This window comes from Hydrogenophaga sp. L310 (assembly GCF_055703065.1).
Genome location: NZ_JBVPZA010000017.1, coordinates 14,112 through 29,235 on the forward strand (window position 1 = coordinate 14,112; position 15,124 = coordinate 29,235).

The 15,124-nt window shown below is 68.1% G+C and carries 17 protein-coding genes; 4 read left to right on the forward strand and 13 right to left on the reverse strand.

Features of this window, described 5'->3' with window-relative positions:
• Positions 1-2: 2 nt before the first annotated feature.
• The 5 genes from AC0GNO_RS20670 to AC0GNO_RS20690 all read right to left on the reverse strand — a co-directional run bounded on the left by AC0GNO_RS20670 (position 3) and on the right by AC0GNO_RS20690 (position 4,512).
• Positions 3-1,349, reverse strand: coding sequence for a PQQ-dependent sugar dehydrogenase (locus AC0GNO_RS20670; protein ID WP_472905329.1), 1,347 nt, complete (start codon positions 1,347-1,349; stop codon positions 3-5).
• A complete protein-coding gene (locus tag AC0GNO_RS20675; RefSeq protein WP_472905365.1) occupies positions 1,346-1,573 on the reverse strand; it encodes a hypothetical protein in 228 nt (75 codons plus the stop codon). Before AC0GNO_RS20675 ends, AC0GNO_RS20670 begins: the two co-directional genes overlap by 4 nt.
• Entirely contained in the window at positions 1,560-1,976 is a 417-nt protein-coding gene (locus tag AC0GNO_RS20680) for a PRC-barrel domain-containing protein (RefSeq protein WP_472886935.1), read from the reverse strand. The genes AC0GNO_RS20675 and AC0GNO_RS20680 overlap by 14 nt, the downstream gene beginning before the upstream one ends.
• Before the next feature lie 123 nt (positions 1,977-2,099).
• Positions 2,100-3,146 carry an AI-2E family transporter gene (locus AC0GNO_RS20685; protein ID WP_472905330.1) on the reverse strand — a complete coding sequence of 349 codons (1,047 nt, stop codon included), beginning with the start codon at positions 3,144-3,146 and terminating at the stop codon, positions 2,100-2,102.
• Positions 3,147-3,258: 112 nt separating this feature from the next.
• Entirely contained in the window at positions 3,259-4,512 is a 1,254-nt protein-coding gene (locus AC0GNO_RS20690) for an Hsp70 family protein (protein WP_472905331.1), read from the reverse strand.
• 250 nt (positions 4,513-4,762) lie between these two features.
• On the opposite strand from AC0GNO_RS20690, the gene AC0GNO_RS20695 reads away from it, so the two are divergent.
• Positions 4,763-5,686, forward strand: a complete 924-nt coding sequence (locus AC0GNO_RS20695) for a Tim44 domain-containing protein (RefSeq protein WP_472905332.1) — start codon at positions 4,763-4,765, stop codon at positions 5,684-5,686.
• A gap of 64 nt (positions 5,687-5,750) precedes the next feature.
• Here the strand turns inward: AC0GNO_RS20695 and AC0GNO_RS20700 are convergent, their stop codons facing one another.
• From AC0GNO_RS20700 to AC0GNO_RS20730, 7 genes are all read right to left on the reverse strand, one after another.
• Positions 5,751-6,347, reverse strand: coding sequence for an HD domain-containing protein (locus AC0GNO_RS20700; RefSeq protein WP_472905333.1), 597 nt, complete (start codon positions 6,345-6,347; stop codon positions 5,751-5,753).
• A gap of 171 nt (positions 6,348-6,518) precedes the next feature.
• Positions 6,519-7,790, reverse strand: coding sequence for an RNA polymerase sigma factor (locus tag AC0GNO_RS20705; protein ID WP_472905334.1), 1,272 nt, complete (start codon positions 7,788-7,790; stop codon positions 6,519-6,521).
• Positions 7,791-7,869: 79 nt separating this feature from the next.
• Entirely contained in the window at positions 7,870-8,280 is a 411-nt protein-coding gene (locus AC0GNO_RS20710) for a VOC family protein (protein WP_472886928.1), read from the reverse strand.
• A gap of 58 nt (positions 8,281-8,338) precedes the next feature.
• Positions 8,339-8,761: a YciI family protein gene (locus AC0GNO_RS20715; protein ID WP_472905335.1), complete on the reverse strand. Its 423-nt coding sequence runs from the start codon at positions 8,759-8,761 to the stop codon at positions 8,339-8,341.
• Between the two features lie 26 nt (positions 8,762-8,787).
• Positions 8,788-8,961: a hypothetical protein gene (locus AC0GNO_RS20720; RefSeq protein ID WP_472905336.1), complete on the reverse strand. Its 174-nt coding sequence runs from the start codon at positions 8,959-8,961 to the stop codon at positions 8,788-8,790.
• A gap of 16 nt (positions 8,962-8,977) precedes the next feature.
• Positions 8,978-9,454, reverse strand: a complete 477-nt coding sequence (locus AC0GNO_RS20725; protein WP_472886925.1) for a VOC family protein — start codon at positions 9,452-9,454, stop codon at positions 8,978-8,980.
• Positions 9,455-9,597: 143 nt separating this feature from the next.
• Complete coding sequence (locus AC0GNO_RS20730; RefSeq protein WP_472886924.1) at positions 9,598-9,963, reverse strand: YciI family protein; 366 nt, start codon at positions 9,961-9,963, stop codon at positions 9,598-9,600.
• 333 nt (positions 9,964-10,296) lie between these two features.
• On the opposite strand from AC0GNO_RS20730, the gene AC0GNO_RS20735 reads away from it, so the two are divergent.
• Together AC0GNO_RS20735 and AC0GNO_RS20740 are read left to right on the forward strand one after the other, a co-directional pair.
• The gene (locus tag AC0GNO_RS20735; RefSeq protein ID WP_472905337.1) at positions 10,297-10,527 is read left to right on the forward strand and encodes a CBS domain-containing protein; all 231 of its coding nucleotides are present in this window, start codon (positions 10,297-10,299) and stop codon (positions 10,525-10,527) included.
• Positions 10,500-11,396, forward strand: a complete 897-nt coding sequence (locus tag AC0GNO_RS20740) for a YihY/virulence factor BrkB family protein (RefSeq protein WP_472905338.1) — start codon at positions 10,500-10,502, stop codon at positions 11,394-11,396. The genes AC0GNO_RS20735 and AC0GNO_RS20740 overlap by 28 nt, the downstream gene beginning before the upstream one ends.
• A gap of 445 nt (positions 11,397-11,841) precedes the next feature.
• On the opposite strand, the gene AC0GNO_RS20745 is transcribed toward AC0GNO_RS20740, so the two are convergent.
• A complete protein-coding gene (locus tag AC0GNO_RS20745; protein ID WP_472886921.1) occupies positions 11,842-12,606 on the reverse strand; it encodes an enoyl-CoA hydratase in 765 nt (254 codons plus the stop codon).
• A 143-nt stretch (positions 12,607-12,749) separates the two neighbouring features.
• On the opposite strand from AC0GNO_RS20745, the gene AC0GNO_RS20750 reads away from it, so the two are divergent.
• Positions 12,750-15,029 (forward strand): patatin-like phospholipase family protein, encoded by a 2,280-nt coding sequence (locus AC0GNO_RS20750; RefSeq protein ID WP_472905339.1) that lies wholly within the window; start codon positions 12,750-12,752, stop codon positions 15,027-15,029.
• Positions 15,030-15,124 lie beyond the last annotated feature (95 nt).

Genomic DNA, 15,124 nt, shown 5'->3' on the forward strand with positions numbered 1-15,124 from the left:
CTTCAAGGCTGCGCACTGACGCGCCAGACCACATTGCCCACGTCGTCGGCCACCAGCAGCGCACCCTGCGCATCCATCGCCACGCCCACCGGCCGGCCCTGGGCCTCACCCTCCGCATTGAGAAAGCCCCCCAGCACATCCCGCGCCGGCCCGGCCGGCTGGCCGCCGCTGAACGGCACGTGCACCACCTTGTAGCCGCTGTGCGGGCGGCGGTTCCAGGAGCCGTGCTGGCCGATGAACATGCCGTTGATGAACGGCGCGGGCAGTCGGCTGCCGGCGGATGAGGCCAGGCCCAGGGGTGCGACGTGCGCGCCCAGCGCGAAGTCCGGCACGACGGCAGCGGCCACCTTGTCGGGCGCGGACTGGGCAACGCGCGTGTCCACCCGCTGGCCGTAGTAGCTGTAGGGCCAGCCGTAGAAGGCGCCATCGCGCACCGAGGTGAGGTAGTCGGGCACCAGGTCGCTGCCGAGTTCGTCGCGCTCGTTGACCACGGTCCAGAGCGTGCGGCCGCTGGCGTCCCAGGCCATGCCGACCGGGTTGCGCAGGCCCGAAGCGAAGACGCGGTGGGCGCCGGTGCGGATGTCCACCTCCCAGATGGCGGCCCGGCCTTCTTCGGCCGCCATGCCGTTCTCACCAATGTTGCTGTTCGACCCCACACCGACGTAGAGGCTCTGGCCATCCGGACTGGCGAGCAGGCTCTTGGTCCAGTGGTGGTTGATCGGCCCGCCGGGCAGCTCCAGCAGCGGGGTGCCGGCCGTGTGGATGACCGTGTCGCCCCGGCGGTAGGGAAAGGCCAGCACCGCGTCGGCGTTGGCAACGAACAGCGTTTCGCCCACCAGCGCCATGCCGAAGGGCGAGTTCAACCCACTGAGCAACGCCGAGCGCACATCGGCCACGCCGTCGCCATCGGTGTCGCGCAGCAGGGTGATGCGGTTGGCGCTCGGCACGGCCGCGCCCGCGCGCTTCATCACCAGGCCCATCACCTTGCCCTTGATCCAGGCCATGATGCCTTTGGGCGGGTCCGCCTTGGGCGGCGCGTTGGTCTCGGCCACCAGCACGTCGCCGTTGGGCAGCACCAGCAACCAGCGCGGGTGGTCCAGGTCGCGGGCAAAAGCCTGCACCCGCAGACCCCGCGCGGGGGTGGGCATGACGCCAGCCGGCCAGCCCCGCGCCGGCGCGATGTTCACCGTGGGGATCCACGCCCGGCTGGGGGTGGGCAAGGCCGGGTTGTTGCCGGAGCCCTCGGCGATGGTGAAGCGGGCGGGCTCGGCGCAGGCGCCCAGCGCCAGCAACGCGGCGGCGCCGGTCGCTGCCCACGCAGCGCGGACCGTGGAAGTCGTGTAGGTCATGCCGTGTCCTGGTTCGTCTTCTCAAGGACCCCCATGGCGGGGTCGGCGCATGGCAGCGCCATGGCGAGCGCAATGTCCCACCCGGGGTCGTTCACGTCGGTGCGGTAGCGAACCTCCAGCGGTATGGCATGTTCCCAACCGGCCTGCCCCGCCATGAAAAAGGGCTGCAGCCGAAGGGTTGCAGCCCTTTTTTCATTCAGCAGATCGCGATCAGACGCGGCCATCCGAATACGGCGTCACGCCGTAGTAGTCGTGGATTTCCTTGCTCCAGGTCGCATCGGCCATGTCGGGCCACTGGTCCTTGTCGAAACCGGGCGCGTTTTCCAGCCGGTCTTTTTCGACGTCGAGCACAAAACGCTTGTTGACGGTGTCCAGCGTCAGGGCGCTCCAGGGCACGGCAAACAGCTTGTCGCCCATCCCCAGGAAACCGCCGTACGACAGCACCGCGTAGGCCACCCGGCCGGTGCCCATGTCGAGCATGATTTCCTTGATGTCGCCCAGGTCTTCGTCCTTGCGGTTGTAGACGTCGTTGCCGTCGAGCGTGTTGGCGCCCATCAGTCCGGGGCCAGGGCCACCGTCGGTCCGGCTCTTGTACATGCCGTAGGTGTCTTGCTCTTGGTAGTTCATGGGAGTGTCCTTGGTCTCACCAGCAAGGCCATCGGCGAGAGCAGGATGCACCCGCCTGTTGCTGGGCATTCAGAATAGGCAGCGGAAGGGCCGGGGTCTGTGCACCAGCGCACATGCCGCGGCTCACGCCTCCAGCACGCCCTCGACGTACAACATGCGCACCAGCACCATCGCCACCACCATCAGCGGCGACGCGAGGATCACGCCGGGCAGGCCAAACAGCAGACCGAAGATGACCGCCGCCGTGATGCCCAGCACCGGCGGCAGCTCCACCGCCCAGCGCTGCACCAGCGGCATCAGCAGATTGCCCTCGATCTGCTGGATCACCACGCACAGGATCGCCACGTACAGCGCCAGCTCCGGCCCCTGCATGAAGGCCAGCAGCACCGCCAGCACGCCCGACGCGATCGGACCGAAGAACGGGATGAACGCCAGCGCGCCGGCCAACAGGCCCAGCGTCAACGCCAGCGGCAGGCCCAGCAAGGCCAGACCGATGGCCGTGGACGTGCCCACGAACAGCATCGAGATGCCCTGACCGAGCAGCCAGCGCGACAGCGCGTGTCCGCTGGCGAGCAGCGCCTCGTCCACGCGGCCGCGGTAGGTCGGCGGCACCAGCCGCAACAGGCCTTCGCGGTACAGCACCGGGTCGGCCGCGAGGTACACCCCCACCACCAGCACCAGGCCGATGCCGCCCACGGCACTCAGGGCCTGGGTCGCCGCCACGGCCACGCTGGCCCAGGGCACATCGTCCGCGTTCGTGCCGCGCCACACCTTCCACAGCGCTTCACCGATGGTGCGTTCGCGGGCCCAGCTGATCAGCGTGGACAGCGCCTTGGGCAGCTTGCGGGCCAGGTCGTCGAACTGCGCCACCAGGCGGTCACCCACCAGCCAGGAACCGAGCACGATCACCACCACCGCCAACGCAACCGCCAGCGCAACCGCCAGCCGCGGCGACAGGTGCAGGAAGCGCCCCAGCGGCTGGGCCAAAGCGTGCAGGGCCACCGCGACGATGACCGCCCCGAAGAGCATCAGCAACAGGTCCGACAGGCGGAACGCCAGCAGCACCAGCACGCCCAGAAACAGAACCAGGGCCATGGGCCGGATGTAGCCCATGCGCACCGGTGTGGTCGGCGCCAGCGCTGGAAGTGGGATGTCGGTGCGTGTGTTCATGGGCGCGTCTTCTGGAAGGGCAAACGGGGTCTTGCCGCAGTCTGCGTCGTCCACCGGCGGCTGTCTGTCTGCCAGCGCACCCAGCGCCCGAGATCGTGACGCCGAAACCCGATCAGCCGCGGCTGTAGGCCAGGCCCGAGGCCACACCGCCAAACAGGTCGCCCACCACCAGTTCCACGCCCGCAAACTCGGCCTGCAGCGCCTGCTGGAACGGGCGCAGGGCGGAAGATCCGCCGGTCAGGTAGATCGCGTCGAGGGCACCATCGGTCAGCCCCGCGCGCTGCACACACTCGCGCGCGCAGGCCACCGTGCGCGCCAGCAGGGCCGCCAGGTGATCGCGCATGTCGGCCGGCGTGAGCGACGCCTCCAGCCCGGTTTCGACAAAGGACAGGTCGACCTCCGATGCCGCGTCTTCCTGCGAGCAGCGGATCTTGGCCAGTTCCACCTCGTGGGCGATGCGGTGGCCGTCGCGGTGCCTGAGCACCTTCATGAGCCGCTCGTGCAGCCGCGGCTCGGTGTAGTTGACGCGCAGCGACTGCGCCTGGCTCATCGCCCGGGGCAGGTACAGCCACTGGATCAGGTGCCAGGTGGACAGGTCGAAAAAGACCCGGCTCGGCACTTCACGCTGCTGCGGCCCCAGATGGCGGTGGCCCAGCAGCGGCATCACGCGCTCCAGGCTGAGCTTCTGGTCGAAGTCGGTGCCGCCGATGTGCACGCCGGTGGTGGCCAGCACGTCGCCGCTGCGGTCGGCCCGCGTGCGGTCCGGTCCCAGGCGCACGACGGTGAAGTCCGAGGTGCCGCCGCCCAGGTCAACCACCAGCACCGTGGCCTCGCGTGTCAGCCGCCGCTCGTAGTCCAGCGCGGCGGCGATCGGCTCCAGCTGGAACGACACCTCGTCAAACCCGACCGACACCGCGGCCTCCTGCAGCGAGCGCTGGGCCAGGGCATCGCGCTCGGGGTCGTCGTCGACAAAATGCACCGGCCGGCCCATCACCACGCGCGAGGGCGCCTCGCCCAGCGCCCTGTCGGCGCGGTCGCGGAGCTCGGAGAGGAACGTGGCCACGATGTCCTGGAAACTGATCTGCTGGTGGTTGACCTCGGTCTTCTCCTGCAGCAGCGGGCTGCCCAGCAGGCTCTTGAGCGAACGCATCAGGCGGCCCTCGGTGCCGCTCAGGTACTGCGCCACCGCGTCGCGGCCAAAGTGCGTGAGGTGGTCCTCGGCGTTGAAGAACACGGCGGTGGGCATGGCCAGCGCCTCGCCCTCCAGCGGAATCAGGCGCGCAAGCCCCCCGGGTTCGGCCCAGGACACCGCCGAATTGGAGGTGCCAAAGTCGATACCAAGGGTGCCGTGGGGCAAAGGGGTCATGGGGGAACAGGGAGAAGACGGGGGGCCGGTACATGGGGCTCGGCGAGGCGGGCCGGGAGAACACCCCGCCCGAAAGAGCGGCGATTTTGCCAGCTTGCGGGTCGCATGCGCCCCCCGCCCGACGCGGCCACACCACCTGAGGCCTCAATCATCCTGTTTTACCGATTGAAAACTCTCTATATTTCTGCTTTTTATTGATTCACAAAGCCCCTAGACTCTTGCTGTTCCATTCCCTTTTGCTGGAGACCCCATGAAGAAAACCCTTTCCCTGCTGGCCATGGTATTTGCCATCGGCCTGTCTTCCGTGGCCATGGACGCCGAAGCCCGGCGCATCGGTGGCGGCAAGTCCTTTGGCATGCAGCGCCAGAGCGCCCCGCCCGCCAAGGCACCCACCGCCACGCCGGCTCAGACGCCGGCCAACGCCGCAGCACCCGCCGCCGCTGGCGCACCCGCTGCCGCCGCCGCGTCCACCCGCAGCAAGTGGATGGGCCCGATCGCCGGCCTCGCCGCCGGCCTGGGCCTGGCCGCGCTCGCCTCGCACCTCGGTTTTGGCGAAGGCCTGGCCAACATGCTCATGATCGGCCTGCTGGTGGTGGCCGCGTTCGCCGCCTTCCGCTTCTTCATGGCCAAACGCGCCGCCTCGCAAGGCGGTGGCGCGGCCTACGCCGGTGCGGGCGCGGGTGCAGGCAACGCGGGCAACAACGCCTTCCGCATGCCCTCGACCCCGGCGAGCCATGGCGGCACGGGCTTCAGCCAGGGCGGCTCCATGATCGGCGCCAACCTGCAACAACCCGCCAGCACCATCCCGGCCGACTTTGACGTGCCCGCCTTCGTGCGCAACGCCAAGGTCAACTTCATCCGCCTGCAGGCCGCCAACGACGCGGGCAACCTCGACGACATCCGCGCCTTCACCACGCCGGAGATGTTTGCCGAGATCCAGATGGACATCCGCGAACGCAACGGCGCCACGCAGGAAACCCGCGTGCTCGACCTCGAAGCCAGCGTGCTGGAAGTGGCCGAAGAAGACGCAATCTACGTGGTCAGCACGCACTTCACCGGCCGCGTGCAGGAAGACGGCGCCGACCCCGAAGACATCAACGAAGTCTGGCACCTGACCAAGCCCCGCCAAGGCAGCGGCGGCTGGGTGCTGGCCGGGATCCAGCAAAACACCTGATCCGCGCAAGTTCCCCGAACGCCTCATTGCCCCGGCCCAAGCGCCGGGGTTTTTTTCGTCTGGTTCAGGCTGCCGCCATCTCCCCCGGCAACGCCGCCTTGTAAACCGAATGCTTCGGAGCGGCCATCAGCCGGCGCAGCATGGGCTCGAAGTGGCGCAGGGGCAGCGCGTCCATGGCCGGATCAAAGGCCGGGTTGTCGTAGCGTTCGACGAATTCGGCCGCGCGGTCGTAGTGGGGGTGGTCCTTGAACATGTCGCGCATGTTGCGGTCCAGACCGATGTGGTGGAAGAAGTTGTAGCCCTGGAAGATGCCGTGGTTCTGCACCATCCACAGGTTCTCTTCGCTGACGAAGGGCTTGAGGATCGCGGCGGCGATGTCCGGGTGGTTGAAGGAGCCGAGGGTGTCGCCGATGTCGTGCAGCAGGGCGCACACCACGTATTCCTCATCGCGTCCATCCTTCAGCGCGAGGGTCGCGGTCTGCAGGCTGTGCGTGAGGCGGTCGACGGGGAAGCCGCCGTGGTCACCGTCAAGCAGCTTGAGGTGGACGAGCACCCGGTCGGGCAGCGACTTCGCCATCGCCATGGCTTCGGGGAGGATGCAGGCCCAGTCCTGCTGGGTACTTTGTTCCATTCGTCTGAACGTGGCTCGGGGGTTTTGCATGGAGGGCTCCTGTTGGCTTGCAGGCCATGCTGTCTGAAAGACCTGCGACCGACAAGAGCAGAGTCCCGGCTTTCAGTCGCCATGGGTACAGGCGGCGATCACGGCGCCGCCGCCGGGCGCAGAGCCGCCCTCGCCCTGAGCCCGGTGATGCGCCACCAGCGCCTTGTTGTTTCAGGCGGCTGGCCCACCGGCCCGCTGGGTCAGCAGTTTTTTCTCGCGCTGGTTTTCTGAAAGCGCAGCGGCTTGCCGGAACGCGGCCCGCGCTTCCTCGCCGCGCCCGAGCTTCTCCAGCAGATCGCCCCGCACGGCGTGCAGCCAGTGGTAGCGCGGCAAGGCTTTGTCCTGCATCAGCGTCTCGACGATGGTGAGGCCGGCGGCCGGGCCTTCGCTCATGCCCACGGCGACGGCGCGGTTGAGCTCGATCACCGGTGACGGCGCCACCCGCATCAGCCGGGCGTAGAGCGCGGCGATGCGCGGCCAGTCGGTGGCTTCGGCGGTGGGCGAGCGGGCGTGGCAGGCGGCGATCTCCGCTTGAAGGCGGTAGCTGCCGGCGGACGGGCCCAGCGCTTCGGCGCGCTCCAGCGCGGCCAGGCCGCGGCGGATGAGCAGGTGGTCCCAGCGGGCGCGGTTCTGCTGGTTGAGCAGCACGGGGTTGCCTTCTGCGTCGGTTCGCGCGGCGGTGCGCGAGGCCTGGATTTCCATCAGCGCCACGAGGCCGTGCACCTCGGCCTGTTCGGACGCCAGCTCGGCGAGCATGCGGCCCAGGCGCAGGGCTTCGTTGCAGAGTTCGGGGCGCATCCAGTCGCCGCCGCTGGTGGCGGTGTAGCCCTCGTTGAACACCAGGTAGACGACTTCGAGCACCGAGCCCAGGCGCTCGTTCAGTTGCTCGCCGCGCGGCACTTCGAGCGGCACTTGCGCATCGGCCAGCGTGCGCTTGGCGCGCACGATGCGCTGCGCGATGGTGGCTTCGGGCACGAGGAAGGCGCGTGAGATTTCGTGCGTGGTCAGGCCGCCGAGCAGCTTGAGCGTGAGCGCCACGCGCGCGTCGGTCGACAGCACCGGGTGGCAGGCGGTGAAGATGAGGCGCAGCAGGTCGTCGCCGATCTGATCCTGCCGTGCAGCATCGAGCGCGTCGACGAAGTCGGGCACGGTGAGCGCACCCAGCGCTTCGAGGTCGCGCGCGATGTCTTCGTGCCGCGCGTCGGCCATCTGGCGGTGGCGCAGGTGGTCGAGCGCGCGGTTTTTGGCGGTGGTCATGAGCCAGGCGCCGGGGTTGTGCGGCACGCCGTCTTTCGGCCAGTGTTCCAGCGCGGCCACGAGCGCGTCCTGCGCCAGCTCTTCGGCCACACCGAGGTCGCGCACGCGCCGCGCCACGGCGGCGACGATGCGCGCGGACTCGATGCGCCAGACGGCGGCGATGGTTTGGTGGACGGCTGAATGCACGGGCGGGAGCTTACTGCGGGGGCCATGGGGAGACCCTCACCCTGGCCCTCTCCCGCGTGCGGGAGAGGGGGATTCGCACTCACATCTGCGCCGGGGCGGCGGCTTCGTCCATCCAGAACACCTCCCACTGGTGACCGTCCAGATCGGCGAAGCCGTGCTGGAACATGAAGCCGTGGTCCTGCGGCGGGTTGGGTGTGGTGGCACCAGCGGCCACCGCCTTGCGCACGACTTCTTCGGCCTCGGCGCGGCTGTCGACCGACAGGGCCAGAATGACTTCGGTGGCCTTGTGCGCGTCACCGATCGGTTTTTTGGTGAAGCCCTGGAAGAAGGGCTCGACCAGCAGCATGGCGTAGAAGTTTTCGCCGATCTCCAGACAAGCACCCTGCTCGTTGGTGAAGCGCTGGTTGAACGTGAGGCCCAGGGCCTTGAAGAAGGCCTGCGAGCGGGCCATGTCCTGGATGGGCAGATTGACGAAGATCTGGCGGAACATGAGGGGTTCTCCTGGTGGGTTTGTTGGCTGGCGGATGGTTGGTGTGGGTGGATGGTGATCAGGCTTTCTGCTTCGCTTCCATCTGCTTGAACTTGTCCAGCGCCTCGCTGGGCGGGAACTCGTCCAGCTCGATGAGCTGGCGCAGCTCGATCACGGCCTCCTTGCCACGACCTGCGGGGTTGGGAAAACGGCGGCTCCATTCCATGGCTTCTTCGCGCGAGCGCACCTGGATCAGGGTGTAGCCGGCGATCAGCTCCTTGGCCTCGGCGAAAGGGCCGTCCACGACGCGCTGGCCCGAGGCGTCGTAGTGCACGCGCCAGCCGGTGCGGCTGGGGTGCAGCCCGCTGGCGTCGAGCAGCACGCCCGCGCGCGCCAGTTCCTCGTGGTACGCGGCCATCTCGGCCATGAGTTCCTCCGGGGCTTCGGGCATGAGCTCGGCCTCGAACTCGGGGCAGGACTTGACGATGATCATGAATCGCATGGGGTTCTCCTTACTCAGGTCGGGGTTTAGCCCTGGGGGTCGAGGAAACGGAACTTCTGGTCTGGGTCCCACGAGCCCTCGAAGCGCGAGCCTTCGAAGAAGGTGGAGGTCCAGCGCTCGCAGGTGGGCGACTGCAGCATGGTGGCCCACACACGCTCGCGCGGGGCCTGGATGAGGATGTCGAAATGCTGGGTTTTCATGGTGAGGTCCTTTGGTTCAGTGGGCGTCGCAGGCGGCCTGCAAAGCCGCGATATCGAGCTTGCGCATCGTCCTCATGGCGGCCGTCATGCGCTGCACGGCCGGGCCGGGTGGACCCGAGAGCCGGTCCATGAGGAAGATCGGCACGATCTGCCAGGAGACACCCCAGCGATCCACCAGCCAGCCACACATCTCGGCCTCGGGCACGGCCGAGAGCGCTGCCCAGCAGCGGTCGACCTCGGCCTGGTCGGCACAGCTCACGACCAGCGAAGCGGCCGGCGAGAGGCGGTAGTGCGGCCCGCCGTTGAGCAGGGACAGCACATGGCCATCGAGCTCCAGGGTCACCAGCATCGCCGTGCCCTCGGGCATGGGATCGCCCGGGCCATAGCGCAACACGCTGGTGATGCGCGAGTCTGGAAAAACCGAGATGTAGAACTGCGCGGCTTCTTCGGCCTGGGTGTCGAACCACAGGCAGGTGTGGATGCGGGGTTTCATGCAAAAGACTCCTGTGCGTCGACGCGGGCGGCGGCGGACTTGCCGGGCCTCGCGTGAAGCCGGTTCAGCGGCTTCTGTGGGTACGACGGAACAGGCTGGGCGTTTTCGACAGCGCCCGCATAAGCAGAAACCCTAGGAAATACTCAAGCGCGACTCTCGTCGAAACAGGGGGCGAGCGGGCGCACCTCAACGGTGGCCCACTGCGCGGCGGGGCAGCGCTGGGCGATGGCGATGGCCTCTTCACGGCCCACGTTCTGCAACAGGAAGAAGCCGCCGATCATTTCCTTGGCTTCGGCAAACGGGCCGTCCAGCACCTGCGGATGCCCCCCGGCCAGGCTCACGCGCACCGCGCTCGACATTCCAGCCAGCGATTCCACCGCCTTGAGCTTGCCTTCGGCTGCAAGCCCGTCGCCGAAAGCCTGCATGGCGGCATAGGCAGCGCGGCCTTCGGCCTCGGTGCGGGTGGCGCGCTGGCCTTCGGGTTCGATGATGAGGAGCATGTAGGACATGGCGGCGCCTTTCAACAAACGAATGGGGCGATGCTACACAGGCGGCCCGGGGCTGGCGCAAGCACCGGCACACCGGCCTGCGCAAGACAGCGTTCGCTCGGCATCTGTTTGCCATCGCACCGACGCGAACAAGAACCCCCTACATGCTCGACCATACTGCAGTCGCGGCCACTTTGACGTGATTCAGCCCCCACAAACGACACATCCACCCCCTTCGCACGCCACGCCGGACGGAGGTGGAGCGATGGCGGGGAGGATGGCCGCAACAACTGACCACAGCATCTCCGCACCGAAGCCATCACCATGTCCGAAAGAACACCGCTGGAAATACCGATGGCCACGACCCTGCTCGGCGAGTTGATGACGGGCCAGGTGGAATGCGGTTTTGAACACGCAGGCCTTGAAGATGTGATCGCGAAGATGCAGGCGTCACAGATCCGTCGGCTTCCCGTGCTGGACGATGCCCAGCGGATTGTCGGCAGGCTCTCGCTGGGCGACCTGGCGGCCAGGTCAGACGCTGAAATGGCGGGATTCACATGGGCCGAAATTTCGGCGCCTGGATGATCTGGCGGCTGCTCACCTCGACGGTCAACGCGTGGCTCGACGATTACGCGCCCAGCATGGGTGCGGCACTCGCTTTCTACACGCTGTTCTCGATCGCACCGCTGCTGCTGATCGTCATTTCGGTCACCGGTTTTTTCTTTGGCGAAGCGGCTGCCCGGGCGGAGATCTTTGCGCAGATATCCCTGATGGTGGGAGAGGACAGCGCCACCACCCTGGACACGGTGCTCAAGAGCCTGGACAAACCCGCCGCCAGCCTGTTGGGCATGCTGGTGGGCCTGGGCACACTGCTGATCGGTGCCACCACCGTGTTTGTCGAACTGCAGAATGCCATGGACCGCATCTGGCAAGTCCCCCTCCGCCCCGACTTCAGTGGTGTGCGGGACTTCTTCCGGGTACGCCTGCTCTCGCTCGGGCTGGTCCTGGGCATCGGTTTCCTGCTCCTGGTTTCACTGGTGCTCAGTGCCTTGATGGCCGCACTGGGCAAATGGTGGGCACCCTGGTTCGGCGAATTCGCGCTCGTGGCCGATGCCGTCAACTTTGTGGTGACACTGACGTTCATCACCGCCGTGTTTGCGATGATCTACAAATGGATGCCCAGGACAGCTGTCGCCTGGCGCGATGTGTGGATCGGCGCACTCATCACCGCCTTGTTGTTCACGGTCGGCAAAACGCTGATCGGTCTGTACATCGGCCGCAGCGCCGTGGCTTCGGTGTTCGGCGCCGCATCGTCACTGGTGGTGCTGCTGCTGTGGGTGTACTACTCGGCGCAAGTCTTCCTGCTCGGTGCGGAGTTCACCTGGGTGTTCGCGCAACGCCGCAAGCCAGCGCCCTCACCCCCAGCACCGGACATACCGCAACGGCCGGACTGATCGCGCACGGCCATGTCGCGGTCGATCACGGCGCCGATCATCCGGTCGTGCGGGCGAGACCTGCGACTTCCCGCGCGACACGGGCCGGGAGGCCGCCCTGGCTGCCTGGCTGGCGCCAGGCTTCCCGTGTTTTGTGGCCGAAGACGGGCAGCGGGTGCTGGGCACCTGTGTACTGCACCCGAACCGCCTGGGCGGTGGGTCGCATGTGGCGAACTGCGGCCACATGACGGCGGCCGATGCCACGGGCCAAGGGGTGGCGCGCGCGCAGGGGTTTCGTGCGATGCCGTTCAACTTCGTGTCGCGAGCGACCACCGGGCCGTGAAGCTGTGGACCGGCATGGGCCTTGAACCGTGAGCCGCCTGCCGGAAGCGTTTCTCGACCCCGTGCATGGTTTTACCGGCGCGCGGGTGATGTTTCAGCGTCTGTGAGGCGCGGGGGACCTGTCTCAGACCTTTGAAAAGTCCGGCTTGCGCCGTTCCATGAACGCGCCGAAGGCCTCTTTGGCGGCCGGCTCACCGAGCATGCGACCGAAGCTCACGCCCTCTTCGGCCATCTGCGCCATCACCAGCTGGCTCTGGCTTTTTTTCATCAGGCGCTTGGTCTCGATCAGCGAGCTGATCGGCTTGGCCGCGAGCTTGCGCGCCACGGTCTGCGCGTAACCCGCGGCCTCCATGGGAGGCAGCACGCGGTTGACCAGCCCGACTTCGAGCGCGGCCTCGGCCATGAAGGGCTCGCCCAGCAGCAGCGCCTCGGCCGCGCGGTGGTAGCCCAGCATCTGCGGCACCAGCAGGCTCGACGCCGCTTCAGGGCACAGGCCGAGGTTGACGAAGGGCATGGAGAAGGCGGCGTTGTCGCCCGCGTAGACCAGATCGCAGTGGAACAGCAGCGTGGTGCCGATGCCCACGGCCGGGCCACACACCACGGCGAGCGCGGGCTTGCTGAACTGCGCGATGCCGCGCAGGAAACGGAACACCGGCGAGTCCTGCGTGGCGGGCGGGTTGTTCAGGAAGTCGCCGATGTCGTTGCCGGCGCTGAAGGTGGTCTCGTTGCCCTGGAACAGCACGCAGCGCACGGCCGGATCGGCCTCGGCGGCTTCCAGCGCGTCGGCCAGCGCGGCGTACATCGCGGCGGTGATGGAGTTCTTCTTGTCGGGGCGGTTGAAGGTCAGCGTGGTGACGCCGGCTTCGGTGTGGACGAGGATGTCGCTCATGGGCTTGTGCTGGGTTGGGTTGCGGCCGTGCGCCGAAAAGGGCGCCAAGTTAACACGATTGCCGCGCGGTGTCTGGAGGGGCGTGCCCAGTCGGTGACAGACACCTACACTCCGGACATCCTCGCGAAAGTCCCGCCCCCGCCATGTTGTCCACACGCCTGCTCGCCGCCCTGTGTCTGTCACTGGCCTTGCTGGCCGCGCTCTGGCCAGCGCCCGCTGCCGCAGCCGATACAACCCCCTCCACCGCCCCCGCCCGGCCCCGCGTGGGCCTGGTGCTTTCGGGCGGTGGCGCGCGTGGTCTGTCGCACGTCGGCGTGCTCAAGGTGCTGGAGGCGGCGCGCGTGCCGGTGGACCTGATCGTCGGCACCTCGATGGGCGCGATCATCGGCGGGCTGTACGCCAGCGGCATGACGGCCGACGAACTGGAGCGCGAGATCCTGGCGCTGGAATGGGGCAGCCTCTTCGACTCGCGCGAGCCGCGCCAGCTGCTGTCGCAGCGGCGCAAGGAAGAAGACCTGGAGCTCTCGCCCGTGTTGCGGCTGGGCTTTCGCGATGGCGAATTCCGCCTGCCCACGGGCGCGGTGTCGACGCGGGCGCTGGAAACCATGCTGCGCCGCTACACCCTGCCCGCGCGACACCGGGCCAGCTTCGACGGCCTGCCGACGCCGTTTCGCGCCGTGGCCACCGACATGGAGACCGGCCAGGCCGTGGTGATGGACCACGGCGACCTCGCCGCGGCCTTGCGCGCGAGCATGTCGGTGCCGGGCGTGTTCTCCCCGCTGGAGCTCGACGGCCGCATCCTGGGCGACGGCGGGCTGGTGAACAACCTGCCGGTGGATGTGGCGCGGCGCATGGGGGCGGACGTGATCATCGCGGTGAGCATCGGCACGCCGCTGGCGGGCCGCGAAACGCTGGGCAGCCTGCTGGGCATCACGACGCAGATGGTCAACATCCTGACCGAGCAGAACGTGCAGGCCAGCATCGCCACCCTGACCACGCAGGACCTGCTGCTGCAGCCACCACTGGGCACGCTGAGTTCGGCCCATTTCAACCGGGCGCCCGAACTCGTGCGACTCGGCACCGTCTACGCGGAGTCGGTGCGCGAAGCGCTGAACCGCTTCGCGGTCAGCCCGGCGCAGTACGCCGACTGGGTCGCCCAGCGCCAGACCGTGGCCGATACCGGGGTGACCACTGCGGGCAGCGTGGGCGCCCTGCGCTTCGAGGGCGTGGACGCTTCGAGGGCCCAGCGGTTGTCGCAGATGGTGGAGAGCGAACCGGGTCAGCCGATCGATCTGGCGCGCATCGAAGACGACGTGCAGCAGCTGGCGGCCACGGGCGACTACGAGCAGGTGGACTACCGGCTGGAGCGCATTGGCAGCAGCCGCGACGAAGCGCTGGTGGTGCGGCTGCGCGAGAACCGCTGGGGCCCCAACTACTTCCGGCTCGGGCTCGACCTGCGCACCGATTTCGATGGCCAGGGCGCGTTCAACCTGCGCCTGAGCCACAACCGGCACTGGGTCAACCGCCGCGGCGCCGAATGGCGCAACCGCATCCAGCTGGGCGAGACGCTGGGCGCGTTCACCGAGTTCTACCAGCCGCTGGACCGGCGCGCCAACTGGTTCGTGTCGGCCTGGGCCGACGCCAGCCTGAAGCGCGTGGACGTGTTCGACGCCGATGGGCGCCAGATCGCCACCGGCAAACGGCGCGGGCTGCAGATGGGCGCCGACATCGGCTGGCCCATCGGCCTGCAGGGCAGCCTGGGCGAGATGCGGCTGGGCCTGGTGGGCAGCGCGCGCCGCGCTGCGCCCGACCTGGTGAGCAGCAGCCTGGCGGACCAGTCGCTGGACCTGTCCACCCAGCGCTGGCGCGAAACCGGCCTGCACGCGGCACTGACCTCGGACCAGCTCGACCACGCCAACTTCCCGTCGAGCGGCTACCGCTTCAAGGGCGATCTGGTCTTCGGCCGCTTGTACAACAAGGGCAACAGCTCCGAATTCGTGCGGCTGGACAGCAGCTTCACGGCGGTCCGCTCCTGGGGCGAACACACCTTCAACCTGGGCGCCCGGCTGGCCTACGTCAACCAGATTCCGGTGGGGGCGCTGGACGAGTACTCGCTGGGCGGTTTCCAGAACCTCTCGGGCTACCGCGTGGGCCAGGTGGCCGGCAACCACCTGCTGTTCGGGCGCATCACCTACTACCGGCGCATGCCCTGGAACGTGGGCGTGGCGCGCGCGGTGTTCGCCGGTGGTTCGCTGGAAGCCGGCAACGCCTGGCTGAACCGCAGCGACATCAGCTTCAAGGGCCTGCGCACCGGCTCCAGCGTGTTCATCGGCGCGGACACCGGGGTGGGACCGTTCTACCTGAGCCTGGTGCACGCCGCGCGCGGCTACACCGGGCTCTACCTGCTGCTGGGGCGGACGTAGGACTCGCTCAGGAGCGGCGCGTTGAGAAGCTGGGCGGAGCGAAATGCCCCACCGCAGGGACACCGCGGAACCGGCTTTGCCGGGCCGCTGGTGTC

What these genes read in the sequence shown, in the direction of transcription:
- AC0GNO_RS20740 (WP_472905338.1), top strand. Translation starts at nt 10,500, where the DNA reads ATGGGCCGAAATTTCGGCGCCTGGATGATCTGGCGGCTGCTCACCTCG.
- AC0GNO_RS20690 (WP_472905331.1), bottom strand. Translation starts at nt 4,512, where the DNA reads ATGACCCCTTTGCCCCACGGCACCCTTGGTATCGACTTTGGCACCTCC.
- AC0GNO_RS20715 (WP_472905335.1), bottom strand. Translation starts at nt 8,761, where the DNA reads ATGCGATTCATGATCATCGTCAAGTCCTGCCCCGAGTTCGAGGCCGAG.
- AC0GNO_RS20725 (WP_472886925.1), bottom strand. Translation starts at nt 9,454, where the DNA reads ATGAAACCCCGCATCCACACCTGCCTGTGGTTCGACACCCAGGCCGAA.
- AC0GNO_RS20685 (WP_472905330.1), bottom strand. Translation starts at nt 3,146, where the DNA reads ATGAACACACGCACCGACATCCCACTTCCAGCGCTGGCGCCGACCACA.
- AC0GNO_RS20720 (WP_472905336.1), bottom strand. Translation starts at nt 8,961, where the DNA reads ATGAAAACCCAGCATTTCGACATCCTCATCCAGGCCCCGCGCGAGCGT.
- AC0GNO_RS20710 (WP_472886928.1), bottom strand. Translation starts at nt 8,280, where the DNA reads ATGTTCCGCCAGATCTTCGTCAATCTGCCCATCCAGGACATGGCCCGC.
- AC0GNO_RS20675 (WP_472905365.1), bottom strand. Translation starts at nt 1,573, where the DNA reads ATGGCCGCGTCTGATCGCGATCTGCTGAATGAAAAAAGGGCTGCAACC.
- AC0GNO_RS20735 (WP_472905337.1), top strand. Translation starts at nt 10,297, where the DNA reads ATGGCCACGACCCTGCTCGGCGAGTTGATGACGGGCCAGGTGGAATGC.
- AC0GNO_RS20680 (WP_472886935.1), bottom strand. Translation starts at nt 1,976, where the DNA reads ATGAACTACCAAGAGCAAGACACCTACGGCATGTACAAGAGCCGGACC.
- AC0GNO_RS20695 (WP_472905332.1), top strand. Translation starts at nt 4,763, where the DNA reads ATGAAGAAAACCCTTTCCCTGCTGGCCATGGTATTTGCCATCGGCCTG.
- AC0GNO_RS20750 (WP_472905339.1), top strand. Translation starts at nt 12,750, where the DNA reads ATGTTGTCCACACGCCTGCTCGCCGCCCTGTGTCTGTCACTGGCCTTG.
- AC0GNO_RS20670 (WP_472905329.1), bottom strand. Translation starts at nt 1,349, where the DNA reads ATGACCTACACGACTTCCACGGTCCGCGCTGCGTGGGCAGCGACCGGC.
- AC0GNO_RS20730 (WP_472886924.1), bottom strand. Translation starts at nt 9,963, where the DNA reads ATGTCCTACATGCTCCTCATCATCGAACCCGAAGGCCAGCGCGCCACC.
- AC0GNO_RS20700 (WP_472905333.1), bottom strand. Translation starts at nt 6,347, where the DNA reads ATGCAAAACCCCCGAGCCACGTTCAGACGAATGGAACAAAGTACCCAG.
- AC0GNO_RS20745 (WP_472886921.1), bottom strand. Translation starts at nt 12,606, where the DNA reads ATGAGCGACATCCTCGTCCACACCGAAGCCGGCGTCACCACGCTGACC.